Annotated in this window: 18 protein-coding genes; 13 read left to right on the top strand and 5 right to left on the bottom strand. The window is 64.8% G+C overall.

Features of this window, described 5'->3' with window-relative positions:
• The first annotated feature begins 107 nt into the window (after positions 1-107).
• Both MMG94_RS07150 and MMG94_RS07145 read left to right on the top strand, forming a co-directional pair.
• Positions 108-860 (top strand): 16S rRNA (uracil(1498)-N(3))-methyltransferase, encoded by a 753-nt coding sequence (locus tag MMG94_RS07150; RefSeq protein ID WP_026016498.1) that lies wholly within the window; start codon positions 108-110, stop codon positions 858-860.
• Positions 861-1,100: 240 nt separating this feature from the next.
• On the top strand, positions 1,101-1,406 hold the full coding sequence (locus tag MMG94_RS07145) for a hypothetical protein (RefSeq protein ID WP_016921602.1): 306 nt from the start codon (positions 1,101-1,103) through the stop codon (positions 1,404-1,406).
• Between the two features lie 56 nt (positions 1,407-1,462).
• Here the strand turns inward: MMG94_RS07145 and MMG94_RS07140 are convergent, their stop codons facing one another.
• Positions 1,463-2,851 (bottom strand): glutamate--cysteine ligase, encoded by a 1,389-nt coding sequence (locus tag MMG94_RS07140; RefSeq protein WP_026016497.1) that lies wholly within the window; start codon positions 2,849-2,851, stop codon positions 1,463-1,465.
• Positions 2,852-3,128: 277 nt separating this feature from the next.
• Between MMG94_RS07140 and MMG94_RS07135 the strand changes: the two genes are divergently transcribed.
• A complete protein-coding gene (locus MMG94_RS07135) occupies positions 3,129-3,293 on the top strand; it encodes a Flp family type IVb pilin (RefSeq protein WP_016921600.1) in 165 nt (54 codons plus the stop codon).
• Positions 3,294-3,364: 71 nt separating this feature from the next.
• Here MMG94_RS07135 and MMG94_RS07130 read toward each other — a convergent pair whose 3' ends face one another.
• Positions 3,365-4,243: a DUF937 domain-containing protein gene (locus MMG94_RS07130; protein ID WP_016921599.1), complete on the bottom strand. Its 879-nt coding sequence runs from the start codon at positions 4,241-4,243 to the stop codon at positions 3,365-3,367.
• Between the two features lie 273 nt (positions 4,244-4,516).
• On the opposite strand from MMG94_RS07130, the gene ispH reads away from it, so the two are divergent.
• From ispH to MMG94_RS07095, 7 genes are all read left to right on the top strand, one after another.
• Positions 4,517-5,485: a 4-hydroxy-3-methylbut-2-enyl diphosphate reductase gene (ispH, locus tag MMG94_RS07125; protein ID WP_016921598.1), complete on the top strand. Its 969-nt coding sequence runs from the start codon at positions 4,517-4,519 to the stop codon at positions 5,483-5,485.
• Between the two features lie 27 nt (positions 5,486-5,512).
• The gene (gene thrB, locus MMG94_RS07120; RefSeq protein ID WP_016921597.1) at positions 5,513-6,460 is read left to right on the top strand and encodes a homoserine kinase; all 948 of its coding nucleotides are present in this window, start codon (positions 5,513-5,515) and stop codon (positions 6,458-6,460) included.
• Entirely contained in the window at positions 6,457-6,906 is a 450-nt protein-coding gene (rnhA, locus tag MMG94_RS07115; protein ID WP_016921596.1) for a ribonuclease HI, read from the top strand. Before thrB ends, rnhA begins: the two co-directional genes overlap by 4 nt.
• Positions 6,907-7,221: 315 nt before the next feature.
• Positions 7,222-8,628: an OmpA family protein gene (locus tag MMG94_RS07110; protein ID WP_016921595.1), complete on the top strand. Its 1,407-nt coding sequence runs from the start codon at positions 7,222-7,224 to the stop codon at positions 8,626-8,628.
• Positions 8,629-8,651: 23 nt separating this feature from the next.
• Positions 8,652-9,383, top strand: a complete 732-nt coding sequence (locus MMG94_RS07105; RefSeq protein WP_016921594.1) for a hypothetical protein — start codon at positions 8,652-8,654, stop codon at positions 9,381-9,383.
• Positions 9,380-10,153, top strand: coding sequence for a pentapeptide repeat-containing protein (locus MMG94_RS07100; protein ID WP_016921593.1), 774 nt, complete (start codon positions 9,380-9,382; stop codon positions 10,151-10,153). The genes MMG94_RS07105 and MMG94_RS07100 overlap by 4 nt, the downstream gene beginning before the upstream one ends.
• Positions 10,150-11,061 (top strand): ROK family protein, encoded by a 912-nt coding sequence (locus MMG94_RS07095; protein ID WP_016921592.1) that lies wholly within the window; start codon positions 10,150-10,152, stop codon positions 11,059-11,061. Before MMG94_RS07100 ends, MMG94_RS07095 begins: the two co-directional genes overlap by 4 nt.
• A gap of 6 nt (positions 11,062-11,067) precedes the next feature.
• Here MMG94_RS07095 and MMG94_RS07090 read toward each other — a convergent pair whose 3' ends face one another.
• Positions 11,068-11,226, bottom strand: a complete 159-nt coding sequence (locus MMG94_RS07090; RefSeq protein ID WP_016921591.1) for a hypothetical protein — start codon at positions 11,224-11,226, stop codon at positions 11,068-11,070.
• A gap of 195 nt (positions 11,227-11,421) precedes the next feature.
• On the opposite strand from MMG94_RS07090, the gene MMG94_RS07085 reads away from it, so the two are divergent.
• Positions 11,422-12,213 carry an NAD kinase gene (locus MMG94_RS07085; protein WP_016921590.1) on the top strand — a complete coding sequence of 264 codons (792 nt, stop codon included), beginning with the start codon at positions 11,422-11,424 and terminating at the stop codon, positions 12,211-12,213.
• Positions 12,214-12,322: 109 nt separating this feature from the next.
• Here MMG94_RS07085 and MMG94_RS07080 read toward each other — a convergent pair whose 3' ends face one another.
• Complete coding sequence (locus MMG94_RS07080) at positions 12,323-13,573, bottom strand: DUF2336 domain-containing protein (RefSeq protein ID WP_016921589.1); 1,251 nt, start codon at positions 13,571-13,573, stop codon at positions 12,323-12,325.
• Positions 13,574-13,683: 110 nt separating this feature from the next.
• On the opposite strand from MMG94_RS07080, the gene MMG94_RS07075 reads away from it, so the two are divergent.
• Together MMG94_RS07075 and MMG94_RS07070 are read left to right on the top strand one after the other, a co-directional pair.
• Complete coding sequence (locus MMG94_RS07075; RefSeq protein WP_016921588.1) at positions 13,684-14,361, top strand: hypothetical protein; 678 nt, start codon at positions 13,684-13,686, stop codon at positions 14,359-14,361.
• A gap of 38 nt (positions 14,362-14,399) precedes the next feature.
• On the top strand, positions 14,400-15,389 hold the full coding sequence (locus MMG94_RS07070) for a hypothetical protein (protein WP_016921587.1): 990 nt from the start codon (positions 14,400-14,402) through the stop codon (positions 15,387-15,389).
• Between the two features lie 89 nt (positions 15,390-15,478).
• Here the strand turns inward: MMG94_RS07070 and MMG94_RS07065 are convergent, their stop codons facing one another.
• Entirely contained in the window at positions 15,479-16,828 is a 1,350-nt protein-coding gene (locus MMG94_RS07065; RefSeq protein ID WP_016921586.1) for an outer membrane beta-barrel protein, read from the bottom strand.
• Positions 16,829-17,258: the final 430 nt, after the last annotated feature.

The raw sequence follows: 17,258 nt of genomic DNA, 5'->3' as shown, positions 1-17,258 counted from the left end.
GCTCACGCAAGTTTTGGCCAACCTGTCCGCCCGCAGGCAAAGCGGCCGGTTCAAAACGGCCAAAATGAGGCGGACGATCCTATCGTCGCGCCGGACAGGGCTCCATCTTGTCACATTATGATTTTTCCGCGCAACGCCTCTTTGTAGAGGCTCCGTTGGCCCCCGGCCTCGCTTTCGTTCCGCCGGCCGAAGCGCTCAATTACCTTCTCAACGTCCTGCGCCTGCGCGAAGGCGACGCGGTCCTCGTCTTCAACGGCCGCGACGGCGAGTTCCTCGCCGTCATCGCCGAGGCGACCAGGCGCTCCGCGAAATTGCGCGTCGAAAGAATGACGAGGGCGCAAAGCAAGGGGGCGGACCTCGATTATTGTTTCGCGCCGCTCAAGCAGGCGCGGCTCGATTATATGGCGCAGAAAGCCACTGAAATGGGGACGGGCCGCCTCGTCCCCGTCATCACGCGCCGCACGCAGGTGCGCAAGGTGAATGCGGCGCGTTTGAGAGCCAACGCCGTCGAGGCGGCGGAGCAATGCGGCATTTTGACCGTGCCGGACGTTTTGGAGGCCGTGGAGCTGACGGATTTTCTCGCGGCCTTTCCACAAGAGCGGCTGCTCGTCTTCTGCGACGAGGACGCCGCCATCGCGAATCCCTACGAGGCGCTCTTCGAGAAAAAGGCGCAGGGCGTCAGTCTGCTCATCGGACCCGAAGGAGGTTTCGACGACGCCGAACGCGCATCGATTGCGCGGGCTCCGAACGTCGTGACTCTCTCTCTGGGGCCGCGCGTGCTTCGCGCCGACACGGCGGCCGTCGCCGCGCTCGCCATCCTTCAGGCCGCTATCGGCGACTGGCGCAGTAACGCTTTGTAAGCGCTACTTAACCAGTTCTTGCTCGTTTACTAAAAATAAATCTGCATGTGTTGCTATTCCACAACAGTGATCGGGTTTCAACAGATCGAGACACGATGCTGCCACGATGTTTGGGTGTAGTGCCCAAATCGCAAAGGCGAGTCGGACGATGTCTCCTCAAGGCCGCTTTTGCCGTGATTTTCTGGGTTCGAGATTGCGAGTCCGCACGACGTCGCAATCGGAATAGAGGCTGACCGCCACATGATGTTTGCCGATTCCCGCGCCCGCGCCCTCGCCCTTACAGGAGCCGTTGCGTTTGCGGCGTCTCTTTCCGTATCCGCCGCAAAGGCCGAAGCTTCCAACCACTGCGCGCGTTATGGCTCCGACTATGTCGCGGTCGCGGGGTCGAACGGCTGCGTCAAGATTGGCGGCCATGTCAGGGTCGACAATATCGCGCGCGCGCCGGCGGCGCCGATGGGTTACGCCGCTCTCGCCGACGGCGTGCAACGCGCCGCCCATCTCCAGCCAATGGCGCCGTTCGGACTGAACGATCTCTTCCCCCGCTGAGTTCGAGACCGAGCGCAAAAAAACCCGCCAATCCGGCGGGTTTTTTTGGCTGATCCTCAGAGAGGAATGACGCAGTCTCTGAAGGCGCCGTCGACCGAGCCGCCCCAGGCGCCGTGATAGAGATCGAGGCGCCGTTGAGCGAGGGTGCGGCCTTCGCTGACGATCTTCTCCAAAGGCGCCAGATATATCGTCTCGTCCGCGCCCTGTGCGTTGCGATAGGCGCGGCGCTTCAGTCCCGCCGCCGCGATGGCGAGCACGTCGCGGCCGATCTCGCGCAGGCTCCGGTTGTCGATCCTGGCGTCGAGCGCGAGACCGGGCGCGTCCTCTCGCAATTTCTGCCGCGCCGCCGCGTCCCAATTCCTGCTGAGCTGGCGCGCCTGATCCAATGCGGCGTAGTCATAAAAGAGGCCGGCGAAAAGCGCCGGCAAAGCCGTCATATGCGCGCGTGGGCCGCCATCGGCGCCGCGCATTTCGAGATATGTCTTGATCCGCACCTCGGGAAAGATGGTCGAGAGGTGGTTCGCCCAATCCGACATGACCGCGCGCTCGCCGGGAAGCTGCGGCAGGCGACCTTCGAGCAGGTCCCTGAAACTCGCGCCCGCGACGTCGTGATAGAAATCGCCGCGCTTGACGAAATACATCGGCACGTCGAGCGCGTAATCCACATAGCGCTCGAAGCCGAAACCGTCTTCGAAGGCGAAAGGCAACATGCCCGTGCGGTCGGCGTCCGTATCGAGCCAGATATAGGAGCGCTGCGACAGGCGCCCCGTCGGCTTGCCGTCGAGGAAGGGCGAATTGGCGAAAAGCGCCGTGACGAGCGGTTGCAGGGCAAGCCCGACGCGGACCTTCTCGACCATGTCGGCTTCGCTGGTGAAGTCGAGATTGGCTTGGATTGTCGCGGTGCGGAACATCATGTCGAGTCCGCGCGAACCGACCTTCGGCATATAGGCCGCCATGATCTCGTAGCGCTGCTTGGGCATGACCGGCGTCTCGGCGCGCGACCATCTGGGGCTGGCGCCGAGATCGAGGAACTGGACGCCCAGCGAATGCGCGACGCCCGCCAGCGCGGACAAATGCGCGCCGAGTTCCTGATCGGTCGCGTGAATGTCGAGAAGCGGGGCGCCGGAAAGCTCGAACTGGCCGCCCGGCTCGATCGAGATGGCGCCGCCGCCATCGGTCTGGGCGAGGCCGATCAGCGCGTCGCGGTCCATGATCGGCGCCCATCCCGTCGCCTCCTGGACGCCCTCGAGCAGGCGGCCGACGCCGCAGCGTCCGTCGATGCAGGAATAGGGGACCGGGGCGAGCGTGTCTGAGTAGAACGGGATTTTCTCGTGCTCAGTGCCGACGCGAAGAGGCGCGCCGGAGGTCTTGCAACCGGCTGCGAGCCATTCCACGAGCGCGTCGCGTGACGCGATCGGGGTCGTATCTGTAACGTCGCGAGCCATTTTTACTCTGAATTTTCCATAAGGTAGGTCAGAACGACCGAAGGGGCGGGCGCAAGGCGGGGGCGGGACGACCGCGCCGCGTCGCTTCATGACGCGCGAGGCCGGCGCGGATGGATTGCCGGAAAAGCCGGCCTGACGCAAGAGCGGCGCTCGGAGCGCCCGAAATGTCGCGCCCGAGGCGGGGCGAACGGCCCGTCCAAGAGGGCGCGGGAAACGCTGCCTCTGCATTAAATCTTTTGACAGCTTTCTATTTTACCATTGCTGAGATGGAGGCCCGATGCGCAGGTCAGTTCGTCTTTTTATCGCCGACAGGCGGGCCGCGACCGCGGTCGAATACGCGGTGATCGCGATCATGGTCTCGGTTCTGATCGTCGCAGGCGCGCGGGTGACGGGCGTCACGCTCTCCAAAATGTATTTCGGCCCGCTGATCGGCAATTTCTGATTCTGACGCGCGCCCGCGCGCGCGTCCGTCTGTGTCGGCGAAAGGCCGGCGCCGCTCCGTTGCAAGGCGTATCAGCGCTTCCCGAGAATCTGACCCAGAATGTTCTCGAGGTCCGACGGGGCCTGTCCGGACGGGCGGCCGCCGGCGCTCTGGCCGACTTGCAGCGTCTTCTTGATTTGCTCGATGGCGTCCTGGATGGACGCCTGGTCGAGGCCGGCCGGCAAGCCGGCGGGGCCGGAGCCGCCTGAGCCCGCATTCGCGTCGAGCGGGCTTTCGCGATCGAGGCCGCCGCCCGGACCGCGCGGCGCCATGCCCCCGCCGGGAGGAGCCCGGCGGCCGCCGAGCAGCGAGCCCAGAATGCCGCCGAGCAGGCCGCCAAGACCGCCGCCAAGACCGCCGCCCGCGGCGCCGCCGCGGGGAGCCGGCGAAGGCTGCGGGGTCGCGGGGCCGCCGCCGCCGAGGATCTGCTCGAGCATCGGCCCCAGCGCGCCTGAATTGGCGAGCTGTCCCAAAATGCCGCCGAGACCCTTCTCATTGATCGATTTGGTGAGGCCGCTGAGCAGCACCGAGGCGAGGATCGGCAGAAGCTGGCTCAGAATGTCGGGGCGCACGCCGGATTCGCGGGCCGCCGCCTGCAAGACCTGACCGGTCGCGGCGGGCGAGCCGAAGAGCTCGGAGAGGAGGTCGCGGCCGAGTTCGACCGAATCGTCGCTATGGGCGGCGTCAGAATCGTCGAAGAAGGAATAGCGGGTGGTCGTCGCGAGCGCGCCGACCGTCTTTTCGAAGACCTGCGGCTCCTCCGCAGCGCGGTTCAGACCAATCGCCAGCGCCGGCGCGAGCGCCTTGATGGCCGCGTCGATCTGCTCGTCGGAGAGACCGAAGCGTTGCGCCAGATTTGCGACGAGCTGACCGCCTTGCGCCGAAGACAGAATGGATTCGAGATCGGACATGCTTCTCTCCCGCTGGCTGTGCTGACTGTGAGGGGAGTTGATCTCCCGTCTCATTGGTCTGGCGCCATGCTAGCGCAATGATCCGGGAATCGGTAGCCCGGTCGAGCCGGGGGCGCATCCAGGCGCGGGCCCGGCTGCCCGCTTGACAGAGTCCGGCCGCCGCGACATTGCTTCCACCCACTCGACGCCACAAATGGGCGGACGTCCCTTGTCGGGCGAGACGCCAGAAAGCCGCCGGCGCAGCCGCGCGGCCCCAGTGCCGAAGGCGCCCCAATGAATGCTCAGCCCCGTGGCCTCAAGCCGCCGCTCAAGATTCTTCTCTGCTCGCCCCGCGGCTTCTGCGCCGGCGTCGTGCGCGCCATCGACGCGGTCGAGCGCGCGCTCGCCAAATACGGGCCGCCCGTCTATGTGCGCCATGAAATCGTGCACAACCGTTATGTGGTCGAGTCGCTGAAGGCCAAGGGCGCGGTATTCGTCGAGGAGCTGGAAGAAATTCCGCAGACGGACGCGCCCGTGATCTTCTCCGCTCACGGCGTCGCCAAGGCGGTTTCGGCAGAAGCCCAGTCGCGCAATCTCCTCGCCATCGACGCGACATGCCCCCTCGTCACGAAAGTGCATCGCGAAGCTGAAATCCACTGGAAGCGCGGGCGCCGCGTGTTGCTCGTCGGCCATTCCGGCCATCCGGAGGTCGTCGGCACGATGGGTCAGTTGCCGGAAGGCGCGGTCGTGCTCGTCGAGTCGGTCGAGGACATCAAGAATCTCAGCCTCGACGATGAAAAGAACCTCGCTTATGTCACGCAGACCACGCTTTCGCTCGACGATTCTCAGGAAATCGTCAGCGCGCTGACCAAGCGTTTTCCCGCGATCGTCGGCCCCCATAAGGAAGACATCTGCTACGCGACGACCAATCGCCAGGCGGCGGTGAAGGAAGTTGCGCCGAATGTCGACGCGGTCATCGTCGTGGGCTCGCCCAATTCGTCCAATTCGCAGCGCCTTCGCGAAGTCGCGGAGCGCGCGGGCGCGCCGGCGCAGCTCGTGCAGGGTAAGAGCGAGATCGATTGGGCGCTTTTCAGCAACATCACATCGCTCGGCATCACCGCCGGCGCCTCGGCGCCCGAAGTGCTGGTCGAGGAGATCATGGACGCTTTCGCCGAACGCTATGAGATCAGCGTCGAAACCGTCTCGACGGCGGATGAGAGCGTTTCCTTCCCGCTGCCAAAGGAGCTGCGGGCGATGGCCTGATGCGGCGTTGCTCTCGGAAAGACGCCCATGGCCGTTTATACTCAGGTCGACGACGCCGAGCTGATCGCGTTCCTTGCGACCTATGACATCGGCGACCTCCTCTCCTGCAAGGGCATCGCGGAGGGGGTCGAGAACTCCAACTATTATCTGCACACCAGCGCTGGCAGTTTCATCCTCACGCTTTATGAAAAGCGCGTCGCCGAAGCGGATCTGCCCTTTTTCCTCGGTCTGATGGAGCATCTCGCCCGGCGCGGCGTCACCTGTCCGCAGCCGGTGCGCAATCGCGCCGGCGCGCCGCTCGGGCGGCTTGCCGGACGGCCCGCCGTCATTGTGACGTTTCTCGACGGTTATTCCGTCCACCATCCGGAGGTCGCCCATTGCGCGGCGTTGGGCGAGACCCTTGCGCATCTGCATCTCGCCACCGCCGATTTCGAAGGGCGGCGCGCCAATGCGCTTTCCGTGGATTCGTGGCGCCCGCTCTTCGCGCCGTCAGCCGGGCGGGCGAATGAAGTGGAGATCGGGCTGCGCGAGACGGTCGAAGCGGAACTCGACCATCTCGAGAAGAACTGGCCGCGAAACCTGCCGAGCGGGGTCATTCACGCCGATCTCTTTCCGGACAACGCCTTCTTCCTCGGCGACAAAATGTCCGGCGTCATCGACTTCTACTTCGCCTGCAACGACGCCTACGCCTACGATCTCGCCATCTGCCTCAACGCCTGGTGCTTCGACGACGCGCATCGGTTCGAAACGGAGAAGGGGACGGCGCTGCTTTCCGCCTATCGCCGCGTGCGGCCGCTGACCGCCGCGGAACTCGACGCCTTCCCGACTCTGGCGCGCGGAGCGGCGATCCGGTTCCTGCTGACGCGCTATGTCGATTGGCTGAACGTCCCGAAGGGCGCATTGGTGAAGCCGAAAGACCCGCGCGAATATCTCGCCAAGCTTCGTTTCCACCAGACGGCCGACGGCTTTCTATGACGAAACGCGTCGCGATCTGGACCGACGGGGCCTGTTCGGGAAATCCCGGCCCCGGCGGCTGGGGGGCCATCCTGCGCTTCGGCGACGTCGAAAAAGAATTGTCGGGCGGCGAGGCCGCGACCACCAATAACCGCATGGAGCTCATGGCGGCGATCATGTCGCTCGAGGCGCTGACGCGGCCCTGCGCCGTGGACCTTTATACGGACTCGCAATATGTGCGCGGCGGCGTCACCTCCTGGATCAAGGGATGGAAGACGCGCGGCTGGAAGACGGCCGACCGCAAGCCCGTCAAGAATGTCGAGCTCTGGCGGCGGCTGGAAGCGGCCGAAGAGCGTCACGACGTCGCCTGGCATTGGGTCAAGGGACATTCCGGCGACGAGATGAACGAACGCGCCGACGCACTCGCGCGCGCCGGCATGGCGCCTTTCCTTCCATCGCGCCGTTGATCGCGCCGTATTCGCGTCGCGGGCCGATTAGGGACGCCGGTCTTGGTCCCAAAAGTCATGGCGCCACCCTTACTTATTCGTAATTGAGCGCGGTCTTGGCCCGGGGCGGCTTGCAAGCGGCGCGACTGATCCTATCTCTTTTAATCAGAGACCCAGGACTCTCTTCTCTCAGCCTCACGGGGCGCGGCCATCGCCGCGCCTCTTTTTGTGTCCGCACTTGTTTTGTGTCCGCACTTGACTCCCGCATCCGCCCGGCAACCATGCGTAGAAGATGCGCGTCTTTGCTGATTCTCAATCCAGGGGGACGGGACGTTCATGCACCAGCCCAAAAAATGGTGGATCGGACTGCCGGTTCTGGCGGGCGTCATTTTTTTCGCCGCGCAATCGCTGACGCCGCAGATCGAGGCGACGCTCAAGGAGAAGGTCGCCGCGCGGCTGTCGCTGGACCCCGCGAAGGTTGCCGTAGTGGGGCGCGACGTCGCCATCGCCGGCGCCGCGCCCGGCGCAAAAGAGATCGCTGCGCTGCGCGCGGATTACGGCGTGCGGCGCATCAACGCGATCGAAGACGCGCCGCCGGCCGCTTCCTCCTCGCCGCCGTCGCCGTCGTCATCTCCGCCGCCGCGCGAGCCATACATATTCTCAGCGACGCTCGGCGAAAGCCTGATTGCGCTCGACGGAAAGCTCCCCGACGACGCGTTGCAGAAACGCGCCGTCCTGTTGGCGGCGGCGGCCGGATCGGGTCTCGCGGTCAGCGACGGGACGAAGATCGACGCCGCGTCGCCGTCGGGGGACTTCGCCGCGGCGCTCGAACTTGCGCTCGATGCGTTGCGCCGTCTCTCGAGCGGCAAAGTGTCGCTGACGGACGGCCGTCTGACGATCGAGGGCGAGGGCCGCGAAAATATCCGCGCTGAAACGCTGACGATCGAATTGAAAGCGCGCATGCCGGAAGGTTTCGAACTCGCGAAAGTCGAGGTCGCGCCGGGGCCGGTTTCGCCATACGTCTTTCAGGCGCTGCGCGAAGGCTACAAGACGATCCTCGCCGGTTTCGCGCCGGATGAGGCGACGCGCAACCGCATCGTCGAGGGCGCGCGACGCCGCTTCTTCGACTCGATCGTCGAGGATCAGCTCGCCATCGCGAAAGGCGCGCCGGATAAATTCGCCGACGCGGCGGGCGCCGGCCTCGCCGCGCTGGCGCGCATGGACAGCGGCAATCTTTCTCTCAGCGACGCGACGGCGTCGCTTTCGGGCGCGGCGCGCTTCGAGGGCGCGCGCGACGAGATCGAAAAGACTTTCGAGAGCGGACTGCCCAAGGGGTTCGCTGGCGAGACGCGTCTCGTTTCCCGCACGCTCGGCGCGCCGCTCGATGCGGCGGGCTGCCGCGCCGCTTTCGCCGAACTGTCGAAGACGCCGATCCGTTTCGACGCCAGCGACGCGATCTCGGACGAAGCCGCCGCGCTCATCGACACGCTGACGGCGGCGGCGTTGCGGTGCAAAGCGGTTCCAGTCGAAGTCGCGAGTCATACGGATAATGGCGGCGATCCCGAGGTCGATCGGGAACGCAGCAAGAAGCGCGCGAGCGCCGTCGTCGACCGCTTTGTGAAAGCCGGGGCCGATTCATTTCATGTCTGGCCGATGGGCTATGGGAGCGAGCGGCCCATCGCCCCCAATGACAGCGACGAAAGCCGCGCCCGCAACTGGCGCATCGAATTCAACGTGAAGTGACCGCGAGCGAAGGAGGCGCATAGATGATCCATCTCTTCACGCTCGGCTGGCCATGGCTCGCAGGCGCATTCGCGCTTGGCGCGCTGATCGGGTTCGTGACCTATACGCGCGCCAGGGACGCAAGTTTCTCCGGCGGATGGATCGTCGTCGCCGGTCTTCTCGCGCTCGGCTCCGCCATTTTCGTTTCCTACGCCGAAACGCTCGAAGGCCGTGACGCCGCCGTTTTCGACATCGGGCTGGCGCTCAGCCTCGCTTATGCGGCGGGGCTTCCGCTCGGCGGCTTCCTGAAAGGGTTTGGCGGCGGAGCGGCGCAACCCAAGCGGCTCTCGCCGGCGCCTGTCGTCGTTGCTCCGATTCGAGTCGAATCGCCCGAACCGCTCATTCCCTCACATGCGCGGGCGGCGAATGAAGAGGCGTCCTGGGATGCTGTAACAATGAGCGCGCCTGTCGACGCGGCGAGCGCGGCGGACGTCGCCCCGGCCCCTTCAAAGAAGAAGCAAGGCGTCAGGCCGGAACTCCTTTCAAGCCCACGCAATGACGCGCCGGACGATCTTTCGCGCATCAAGGGCGTCGGTCCCAAGAGTCTCGTAAAGCTCAACGCGCTCGGCGTCTTCCATTATGACCAGATCGCCGCGTGGAACCTCGACAACGCCAAATGGATCGGCGCCGCCATCGGCGCGCCCGGCCGCGTCGAGCGGGACAAATGGATTCAGCAGGCGCGGGCGCTGGCGGGGGAAGGAGCGGAACTGAAATGAAATTGCGTTTTCTCGTCGGCGCGGGCCTTGCGGCGCTTCTCTCGCCATTCGCGGCGCTTGCGCAGGATATGTTGCAGGGCGTCGATCTTACGCAGCCCGCCTATTCACAATCGGAAATGAGCCGCGCCGACGTCGAGGCCGCGTTGAAATCGGGTCAGACGGACTTCTCTGGAAAGAGCCTCAACGGCCTCGATCTTTCGGGGCTCGATCTCTCCGGCGTCAATCTTCGCGCCGCGCGCTTGAACAAGGCGCGCCTTTCCGGCGCGAAGCTCGACGGCGCCATTCTCGATCAGGCCTGGATGCTGCAAGCCGATATCACCGGCGCGTCGCTCAAAGGCGCGCACGCCTTCGCGGCGCAGATGCAGAAGATGCGCGGCGACGGCGCGGATTTCACGGGCGCGAGGCTCGCCGGCGACATGTCGGGCGCGACCTTGCGCGGCGCGAAATTCAACGACGCAAATCTTTCCGCCGACATGAAAAACCAGTCGATGGGATTGATGCGCGCCGTGCTGCGCTCGGCGATCGTCGAAGGCGCGCAGTTTCGCAAGGCCAATCTGATGAGCGCCGATCTGCGTTTCCTGCATGCGGCGGGCGCAGATTTCTCTCAGGCGAATCTGATGAACGCCGACGCTTCCGGCGCCGATTTCACGGGCGCGATTTTCACAGGCGCCATGACGAAGGATCTCGATGTCGATTCCGCGCAGATAGACGCGGCGTCCGAGAAGGCGCTCGAGCATGCGCAGCATCTCGATCGCGCCCGCCGTCAATGAGCGACATTCGAATAGGCGTCGATCTCGGCGGCACCAAGATCGAGGCTATCGCGCTCGATCGCGACGGCGCCATCCGCGCGCGCCGCCGCGTTTCGACTCCGGCGCATGATTACGACGAAATTCTCCGCGCCATCGCCGCTCTCGTGCGGGAGATCGAGCAGGAGACCGGCCGTCGCGGCGCGGTCGGCGTCGGCTCGCCGGGCTCGCTTTCGACCCATACCGGCTTCATCAAGGGCTCCAATACGCAGGTCGTGAACGGCAAGCCTTTGGACGCCGATCTCGCAAAGCTGATCGGCCGCCCCGTGCGCGTCGAAAACGACGCCAATTGTTTTGCGCTGTCGGAAGCCGTGGACGGCGCGGGGCAGGGGACGCGGGTTGTATTCGGCGTCATCATCGGCACGGGCGTCGGCGGCGGCGTGGTGGTCGACGGCAAGATCGTCGCCGGACGCAATCACATCGGCGGGGAATGGGGACACACGCCTCTGCCCTGGATGACGCGCGAGGAATATCCCGGCATGCGTTGCTTTTGCGGGCATGACGGCTGCATCGAGACCTTTCTCTGCGGCGCGGGTCTCTCGCGCGAATATCGGCGCGTCTCGGGCGGCGAGGCCACGAGCAAGGAAATCGTCGCGCGCGCCGACGCTGGAGAGGCCGAAGCGCTGGCGGCGCTCGACGCCTATCAGGACCGCCTGTCGCGGGCGTTGGCGATGATCGTGGACATACTCGATCCCGACGTCATCGCGCTCGGCGGCGGCGTGTCGAATATTGCGCGCATCTATGAGGGGCTGACGGCGCGCGTGGCGAGGCACGCTTTCACAGACGCTCTGGACACGAAAATCCTGCGCAACGTTCACGGCGATTCCGGCGGCGTGCGCGGAGCCGCCTGGCTGTGGCGCGATGGCCCCTGAGCCGATTCAGCGACGATTGAAGACGCGCATGACCTGCGTATGCGCGGCGCGCCCGGTCAGGACCAACCCCTCGAACACGGTTCGAGTGGTCTCGCCATGGAAAAAATGGCCGTCCATCGTCATGAAGGCGGCGAGAAAGCTCGCGAGAAAACCTATTTTAGCCATGCCGCTTCGGGCTATGAACCCCCTCCTGGGTTGGACTCATCAACTCATAAAGAAACCGGTTTTCGAGTGTTTTTCTCATTCGATTAAAATTGCGTGCATCTGCCGGAAATTGAGGCGTTTCCCGCGCCCGCCGGCCGGTGTATGCGAGAGGGCGGGCCTTCGACGCGGGCGCCGCCAGCAACAGGGTTTCCGCAGATGGGCGCCTCGAGCGATTCGCCTAACACATTCAAGCAGCTTGCATTTCTCTCCTCCGGCACGCCCGAGGCCGACGAGGCGCGGCTGCGTCTCGTCGAGAAATATGGCGACGTCGCGCCCGAGGACGCGGACTGCATCGTGGCGCTCGGCGGCGACGGCCTCATGCTGCGCACGCTCCACAACTACATGGATACGGGAAAGCCGATCTACGGCATGAACCGGGGCTCCGTCGGCTTTCTGATGAATCAGTATCGCGAGTCTGGCCTGCGCAAGCGCCTCGCCGAGGCCAAGCCGTCGATCATCCATCCGCTGCTGATGAACGCCACCAATGTGCGCGGCGACGAATTCTCCGCTCACGCCATCAACGAGGTCTCGCTGCTGCGCCAGACGTCGCAGGTCGCGAAACTGCGCATTCTCATAAACGGCCATGAGCGCCTGCCGGAACTCATCACAGACGGCGTGCTCGTCTCCACTCCCGCCGGCTCCACCGCTTATAATCTTTCGGCCAACGGCCCCATCCTGCCGCTCGACTCTCCCTTATTGGCGCTGACGCCCATCTCGCCCTTCCGCCCCCGCAGATGGCGCGGCGCCCTGCTGCCCGACGCAGCGAAGATAAGGATGGAAGTGCTCGAATCCGCCAAGCGGCCCGTCTCCGTCGTCGCCGACCACGACGAATTCCGGGACGTCGCTTTCGTCGACATCGAGATGGATCACAACGCCAATCTCATGCTGCTGCACGATCCCGGCCATTCGTTGGAGGAGCGGATTTTGCGGGAGCAGTTCGGGTATTGAAAAGCGGCGTAACGCTACGACTTTCAGGTCGCCGCCCGTCGCCGTATTCCCGCCCTCGCATCGCCCGAGCGCATCAAGGTCATTCTCCCGCCTGCGGCGAGAGGCGCTCTTAAGCCGCCACTTGCATCAGCTCCGCTTCGAACGCCGCCATGTCGATGATCGGCGCGGTGTCGATCACGACGTGACTCGCTGGCGACGCGACCGACGGCGCCTGCGCTTCCGCCGTGAGGCGCGCGGCCTCGGAGCGGGCCTCCTCCAAGGCGGCTTCCATTTCGAAGCGTCGCAGCAAGGCCATCAGTCTGTCGAGTTCGCCGCCGTTCATTTCTTCGCAAGCGGTGAGCACGCGTTCGATCATTACGAGCGAGAGGCGGGCCTCGCCGCCATGAACGTCGCCATATTCCCGTTGCGCTTCGAGCGCGGCGCGGAAGGCGGGCAGGAATTTTTCCGGCAGGCCGGCGCGATGATAGAGAGCGGCGAAGCCGGCGCCTCGGAAGTCGCGCAGCAGGCCCGCGACCTTGTCTTCGCGCAGGCCCGAGAGTTCGACGAGCGCGGCTTCGAAGAGGTCGCGATTGCCGGAAAGCAGCGCGCGCAGAACGAGACTCGCCGTGAGCTGGCGCGAGGCGCGCAAATGGACGACGAGCTCGCGCACGCCGTGACGGCCGTCCTGTTCAGCGGTTTCCGATACGATGATCACATTGGCCTTGTCGCGCTCTTCACGCGACAGGCGCTCGGCGCGTTCATTGGTCAGCCAGCCGGCGTCGATAACGAAAGCGGAAAGCGCGGCGGCGGTCGCATTGACGAGGTCGTTGCGTACGGTCGCGGGCAGCCAGGGGCGCGAAAGCAGCGCTTCGCGCATCTCGCCGTCCTCGCCGAAGCGCTCGATCATGCGGCGCATGGAGAATTCCTGCAGATCCGCCCCCGGATTGACCGCGAGCGAAATCGCCGCCTCGCGCGCGCCGATTTCCGCAAGCGCGGCGCAGACGCCGGCGGGAACGCGGGCGCGCAGCGCAATGGCGCTCTGCGCGAAAGGGTCGCCGATCGCCGCGCAATCGATGAGTTCGGCTTCGGTCAGCAGAGGGGAGCGCGACAGCACCGGCGTCGCGACGTCGGACTGATCGCTCGCAAGGGCGGAGACAAGTGCGTGCGGCGCATCGACGGCGCTGGCGAAATTGTCGGAGAGCGCGCGACGCACCAGCGGCGAGGGATCGTCGAGCAAGGACATCAGCGCGATTTCCGCCGCGCGGCGTTCGGACGTTTGGAGATCGGAGTAAAGATAGGCGCGGGCGAGAGCGCCGGCGCCCTCCGCGCGTTGCGCCGCATTGGCCGTCTGCGCCCAGGACAGAAAATTACGCACGATCATGGGGGCCTCGACCTTCGGTTAACGCAGCGGCTTACGTGAAAGGACTATGGCGATTTATGGTAAATTCTGACTTAAGGGCGCGCGGCTGCGCTTAAGAAAAGCAACATGTGATGCGCTCGATTCTCATTCATTCTCCGGCGCGCCGTGAAAGCGCGGAAATAGCGCTCGCAAGCAGGGCAGGGGCGCTGCTGCTGCAACCGGCGGGCGAAGGCGAGAGCCGTGAGGCGGCGCTGCGCTGGATGCGCGCGTTTGTCGAGCGCGCGCGGGCGTCGGCTGACCGGCCGCAACTATTCGTCCAAGTCGCGCCGGTGACGGACGCGGCGATCGACGCCGATCTCATCGCGCTGGTCGCAGCGGGACTTGACGGCGTCTTCCTCGAAGGCTGCGAAGGGCGCGCGCATGTCCAGCATCTTTCAGCGAAGCTTTCCGTGCGGGAGGCGGCGGCCGGTCTGCCCGCCGGAAGCGTCAAGATAATCGCCCTCGCGGCGCAGACCCCTGCGGGAGTTTTCGCGCTCGGCGGATATAAGGACGCCTCGACGCGGCTCGCCGGGCTCGCACTCGATGGGACTACTCTTCCGGGCGGGAGCGGCGCGAGAGACGCGGCGCGCGCGCTCCTCCTGCTCGGCGCCGCCTCGGCGCGTCTCCCCGCCTTCGACATGGCGCCGGATCTTGAAGGCGCGGCGCTGGAAAAAGCGTGCGCGGCCGCGCGGAGGGAGGGTTTCGCGGGCATGATCGCCCGGTCGGGCGCGCAAATTGGACCCATTGAAAGCGCCTATCGCGCTGCGTGATCGACAAAAGGCCATGTTCGGCGCCATAGAAATCGGCGATGAACAAAAAATCGCTTCGTAAAGCCGGTTCGCTCCTACTCGCCGCACTGACGCTTCCCGCCGCGACCCACGCCGCTCCGACTCGTCGCGGCCATCCGGCGGCGTCTCAGCCAGGTCCCTCCGCGGCGGGGCCGGCGGCGCCGGCCGCCCCTGCGAATACGGAGGGCATGTTGAGCCTGCGCCTTGGCGCGACGCTGGGCGCGAGCGATTCGCAACCCATTCATTCCGGCCTCGTCTGGCGCGTCTTCGAAGAAGCGGCGCAGCCCGACGGCTCGCATCGGCTGATTGCGCAGTCGGACGAGGCGACGCCCAATTTTCCGTTGCCGGACGGCGCTTACCTCGTCCATGCGGCCTATGGACTCGCCGGGGCGACGCGCCGCATCGTCCTCGAAGGGCATAATGTCTCCGAGCGCCTGCCGCTCAACGCCGGCGGCCTCAAGCTCGTGGACATGCTGGGCGAGAGCAGGATCCCGTCCCAGCGTCTTTCTATCTCGATTTACGTGCCCGAGCGCGGAAACGCCGAGGCGAAGCTCGTCCTCGCCAACGCCAAGGCGGAGGAGGTGATCTGTCTGCCGGAGGGCGCCTATCACATCGTATCGACCCTGCTCGACACCAGCCAGGGCGCGCAGGGCGGAGCCAACGCCACCAACTCGGTCGTCACCGCCGACCTCAAAGTTCCGGCCGGCAAGCTCATCGAGGCGACGTTGAAACATCACGCCGCGACCATCACGCTGAAGCTCGTCAAGGCGCCGGGCGGCGAAGCGCTCGCCAATACGAGCTTTTCCGTGCTGACGCCGGGCGGCGACGTCATCCGCGAATTGATCGGGGCCTTTCCGTCGCTCGTTCTGGCGGAGGGCGAATATGTCGCCATCGCCCGCCACGATGGGAAGACCTATCAGAACACGTTTCGCGTGCAGTCCACCAGGGATTCAGACGTGGAAATCGTCATGAAGGACGAGGCGCCGCCCCCCGAGGAACAGCCGCAATAGTTCGAATCGAAACAAAAAAAGCCGGCGGTCGCAACCGCCGGCTTTTTTGTCGGGGAGCCGCCCGGAGGCGGCTCCGATCCTCTTTTCGCTCAGAGCAGCGAGAACGGGATGATCACGTCCATGTTGAACATGCCCTGCGAACGGCTCTGGCCGAGCGGGTTGTTGGACGTCACGCCGCGGAAGAAGGGCGTCGTGCCATTGACCGCGGTGTCCCAACGGAACTCGGGACGGATGATCAGACCGGTGATGATTGGCAGCTTCGGCAGTTCCGGCGTAATCGTCACGCCGGCGGTGAGCGCCAGATAGCTGGTGCCCTGGCCGCCCGGACGGAAGAGGCAGGAGTAGCACGGAAAGCCGTGGAAAACATTGATCGCATCGTAGTAGCCGGGGAGGGCGGCGACGAAGAAGTTCTTGTTGTCGCGGTAGAATTCGACGCGGCCATTGACCTTGAAGATGTCGTTGACCTTGTAGGACGCGTATTGCGCGATGGCGTAGGAGTCCGCGCCCTGCGGCTTCAGCGGCGCGCCGGCGAAGTTGGTGCCGAAGTTTCCGTCCAGCGCGGCGATCGTCGCCGCCGACAGACCGGTGGTGGAAATCGGATTCGAGCCGCTCTCGCGGTTATAGGCGATATCCGTGATGAGCGTCAGGTTTTCCGTCGGCTTCCAGGTCGTGGTCAGGTTGGTGAAGGTGCGGTTCGCCGTGTTCGGGTCGCAGACGCAGGCCAGCGGCGTGTTCGGCCAGGTGAGCGCCAGGGCGCCCGGGAACGGCGCGTAGGCCAGGAACGGATTGCCGCGCTGGACGGGATTTTCCGGGCCGTGGTGAATAATGCCCACGATCGTCAGATTGCCGTCGAGAAGATTGAGGCCGAAACCGCCATGGAAGGAGGGCGAGCCGTTATTGTCGCCCGGCCAGCCGGGGAAGCCCGTGTTCACGCCCGTGGTGACGCCCGTATAAACGTCGAGCCAGTCGCGGACATGGGTCGTGACCATCGCGCCGGTGTGGAGGAAGGGCCCGAAATTGAAGATGTAGGAGTGGCTGTAGAAGAGGTTGTCCTTGGCGTACATGACTTCCGCGCCATTGTACGTCGGGAACTGACCAACCTTCACGTCGACGCCGCCCTGCGAGATGAAGCTCGTCCAGGGAAGATGAGCCTGGAGGTTCGCTTCCAGGAAGCCGATCTGCGTGCGGTCCGCGATCGCATATTCCAGGGTGCCGGTATAATGATTATACCGCATGTCCTCGCCGATCTGGAGCTGCGCCTTGAAGCCGAAGTCGTAATTCGCAGACTTCGGATCGATCGGACGCTGCACCGTGAGAACGGCCCCGTTGAAGGTCGGCCAGTTCGCGCGGTCGGTATAGAGGTGACCCCAGTTCACCTTGTTGTAGGGCTGATTGAAGTTCACGGCGACGCCGCCTTCGACGTAACCGTCGACGGTCACGGTGCTCAGCCAGGTCGGCGGCGGCGGGGGGGGCCACAGGCGCCTTTTTTTTCGCCAGATCGGCGCCGAGAGCCATGGTGGCTGCGAGGGACGCTGCAGTCACGATTGGGAGATAGTACCACTTCATGCCAGGAACTCCGGTTGGGAGGCGAAACCTGGAGTGAATACAAACTCAGTCTCCTGTTCATTCAAGCTCATCTCATCCGCAAATGCCTAATATGTGAGCAAAACCAGCCAATCCGAACAATTGTGTTCGCAGATGTTGCGCCGATGTCACAATTTGGCGAGGCTCAGGACATGCAAATTTTCCCATTTGTTAACGGTCTCCGAAGGCGCGCTCCTTTGACGCCGTTCTGGCTTCGACCGGATATCCGGCTGATTCGCTGCGAAGATTGCGTCAAGCGCTTGCCGGCCTCCCGCAACTGGTCCA

Origin of the sequence: Methylocystis parvus OBBP (assembly GCF_027571405.1) — a bacterium.
Classification (GTDB): domain Bacteria; phylum Pseudomonadota; class Alphaproteobacteria; order Rhizobiales; family Beijerinckiaceae; genus Methylocystis; species Methylocystis parva.
Note: the sequence above shows the minus strand (reverse complement) of the source record. Positions and strands in the feature narration are given on the sequence as shown.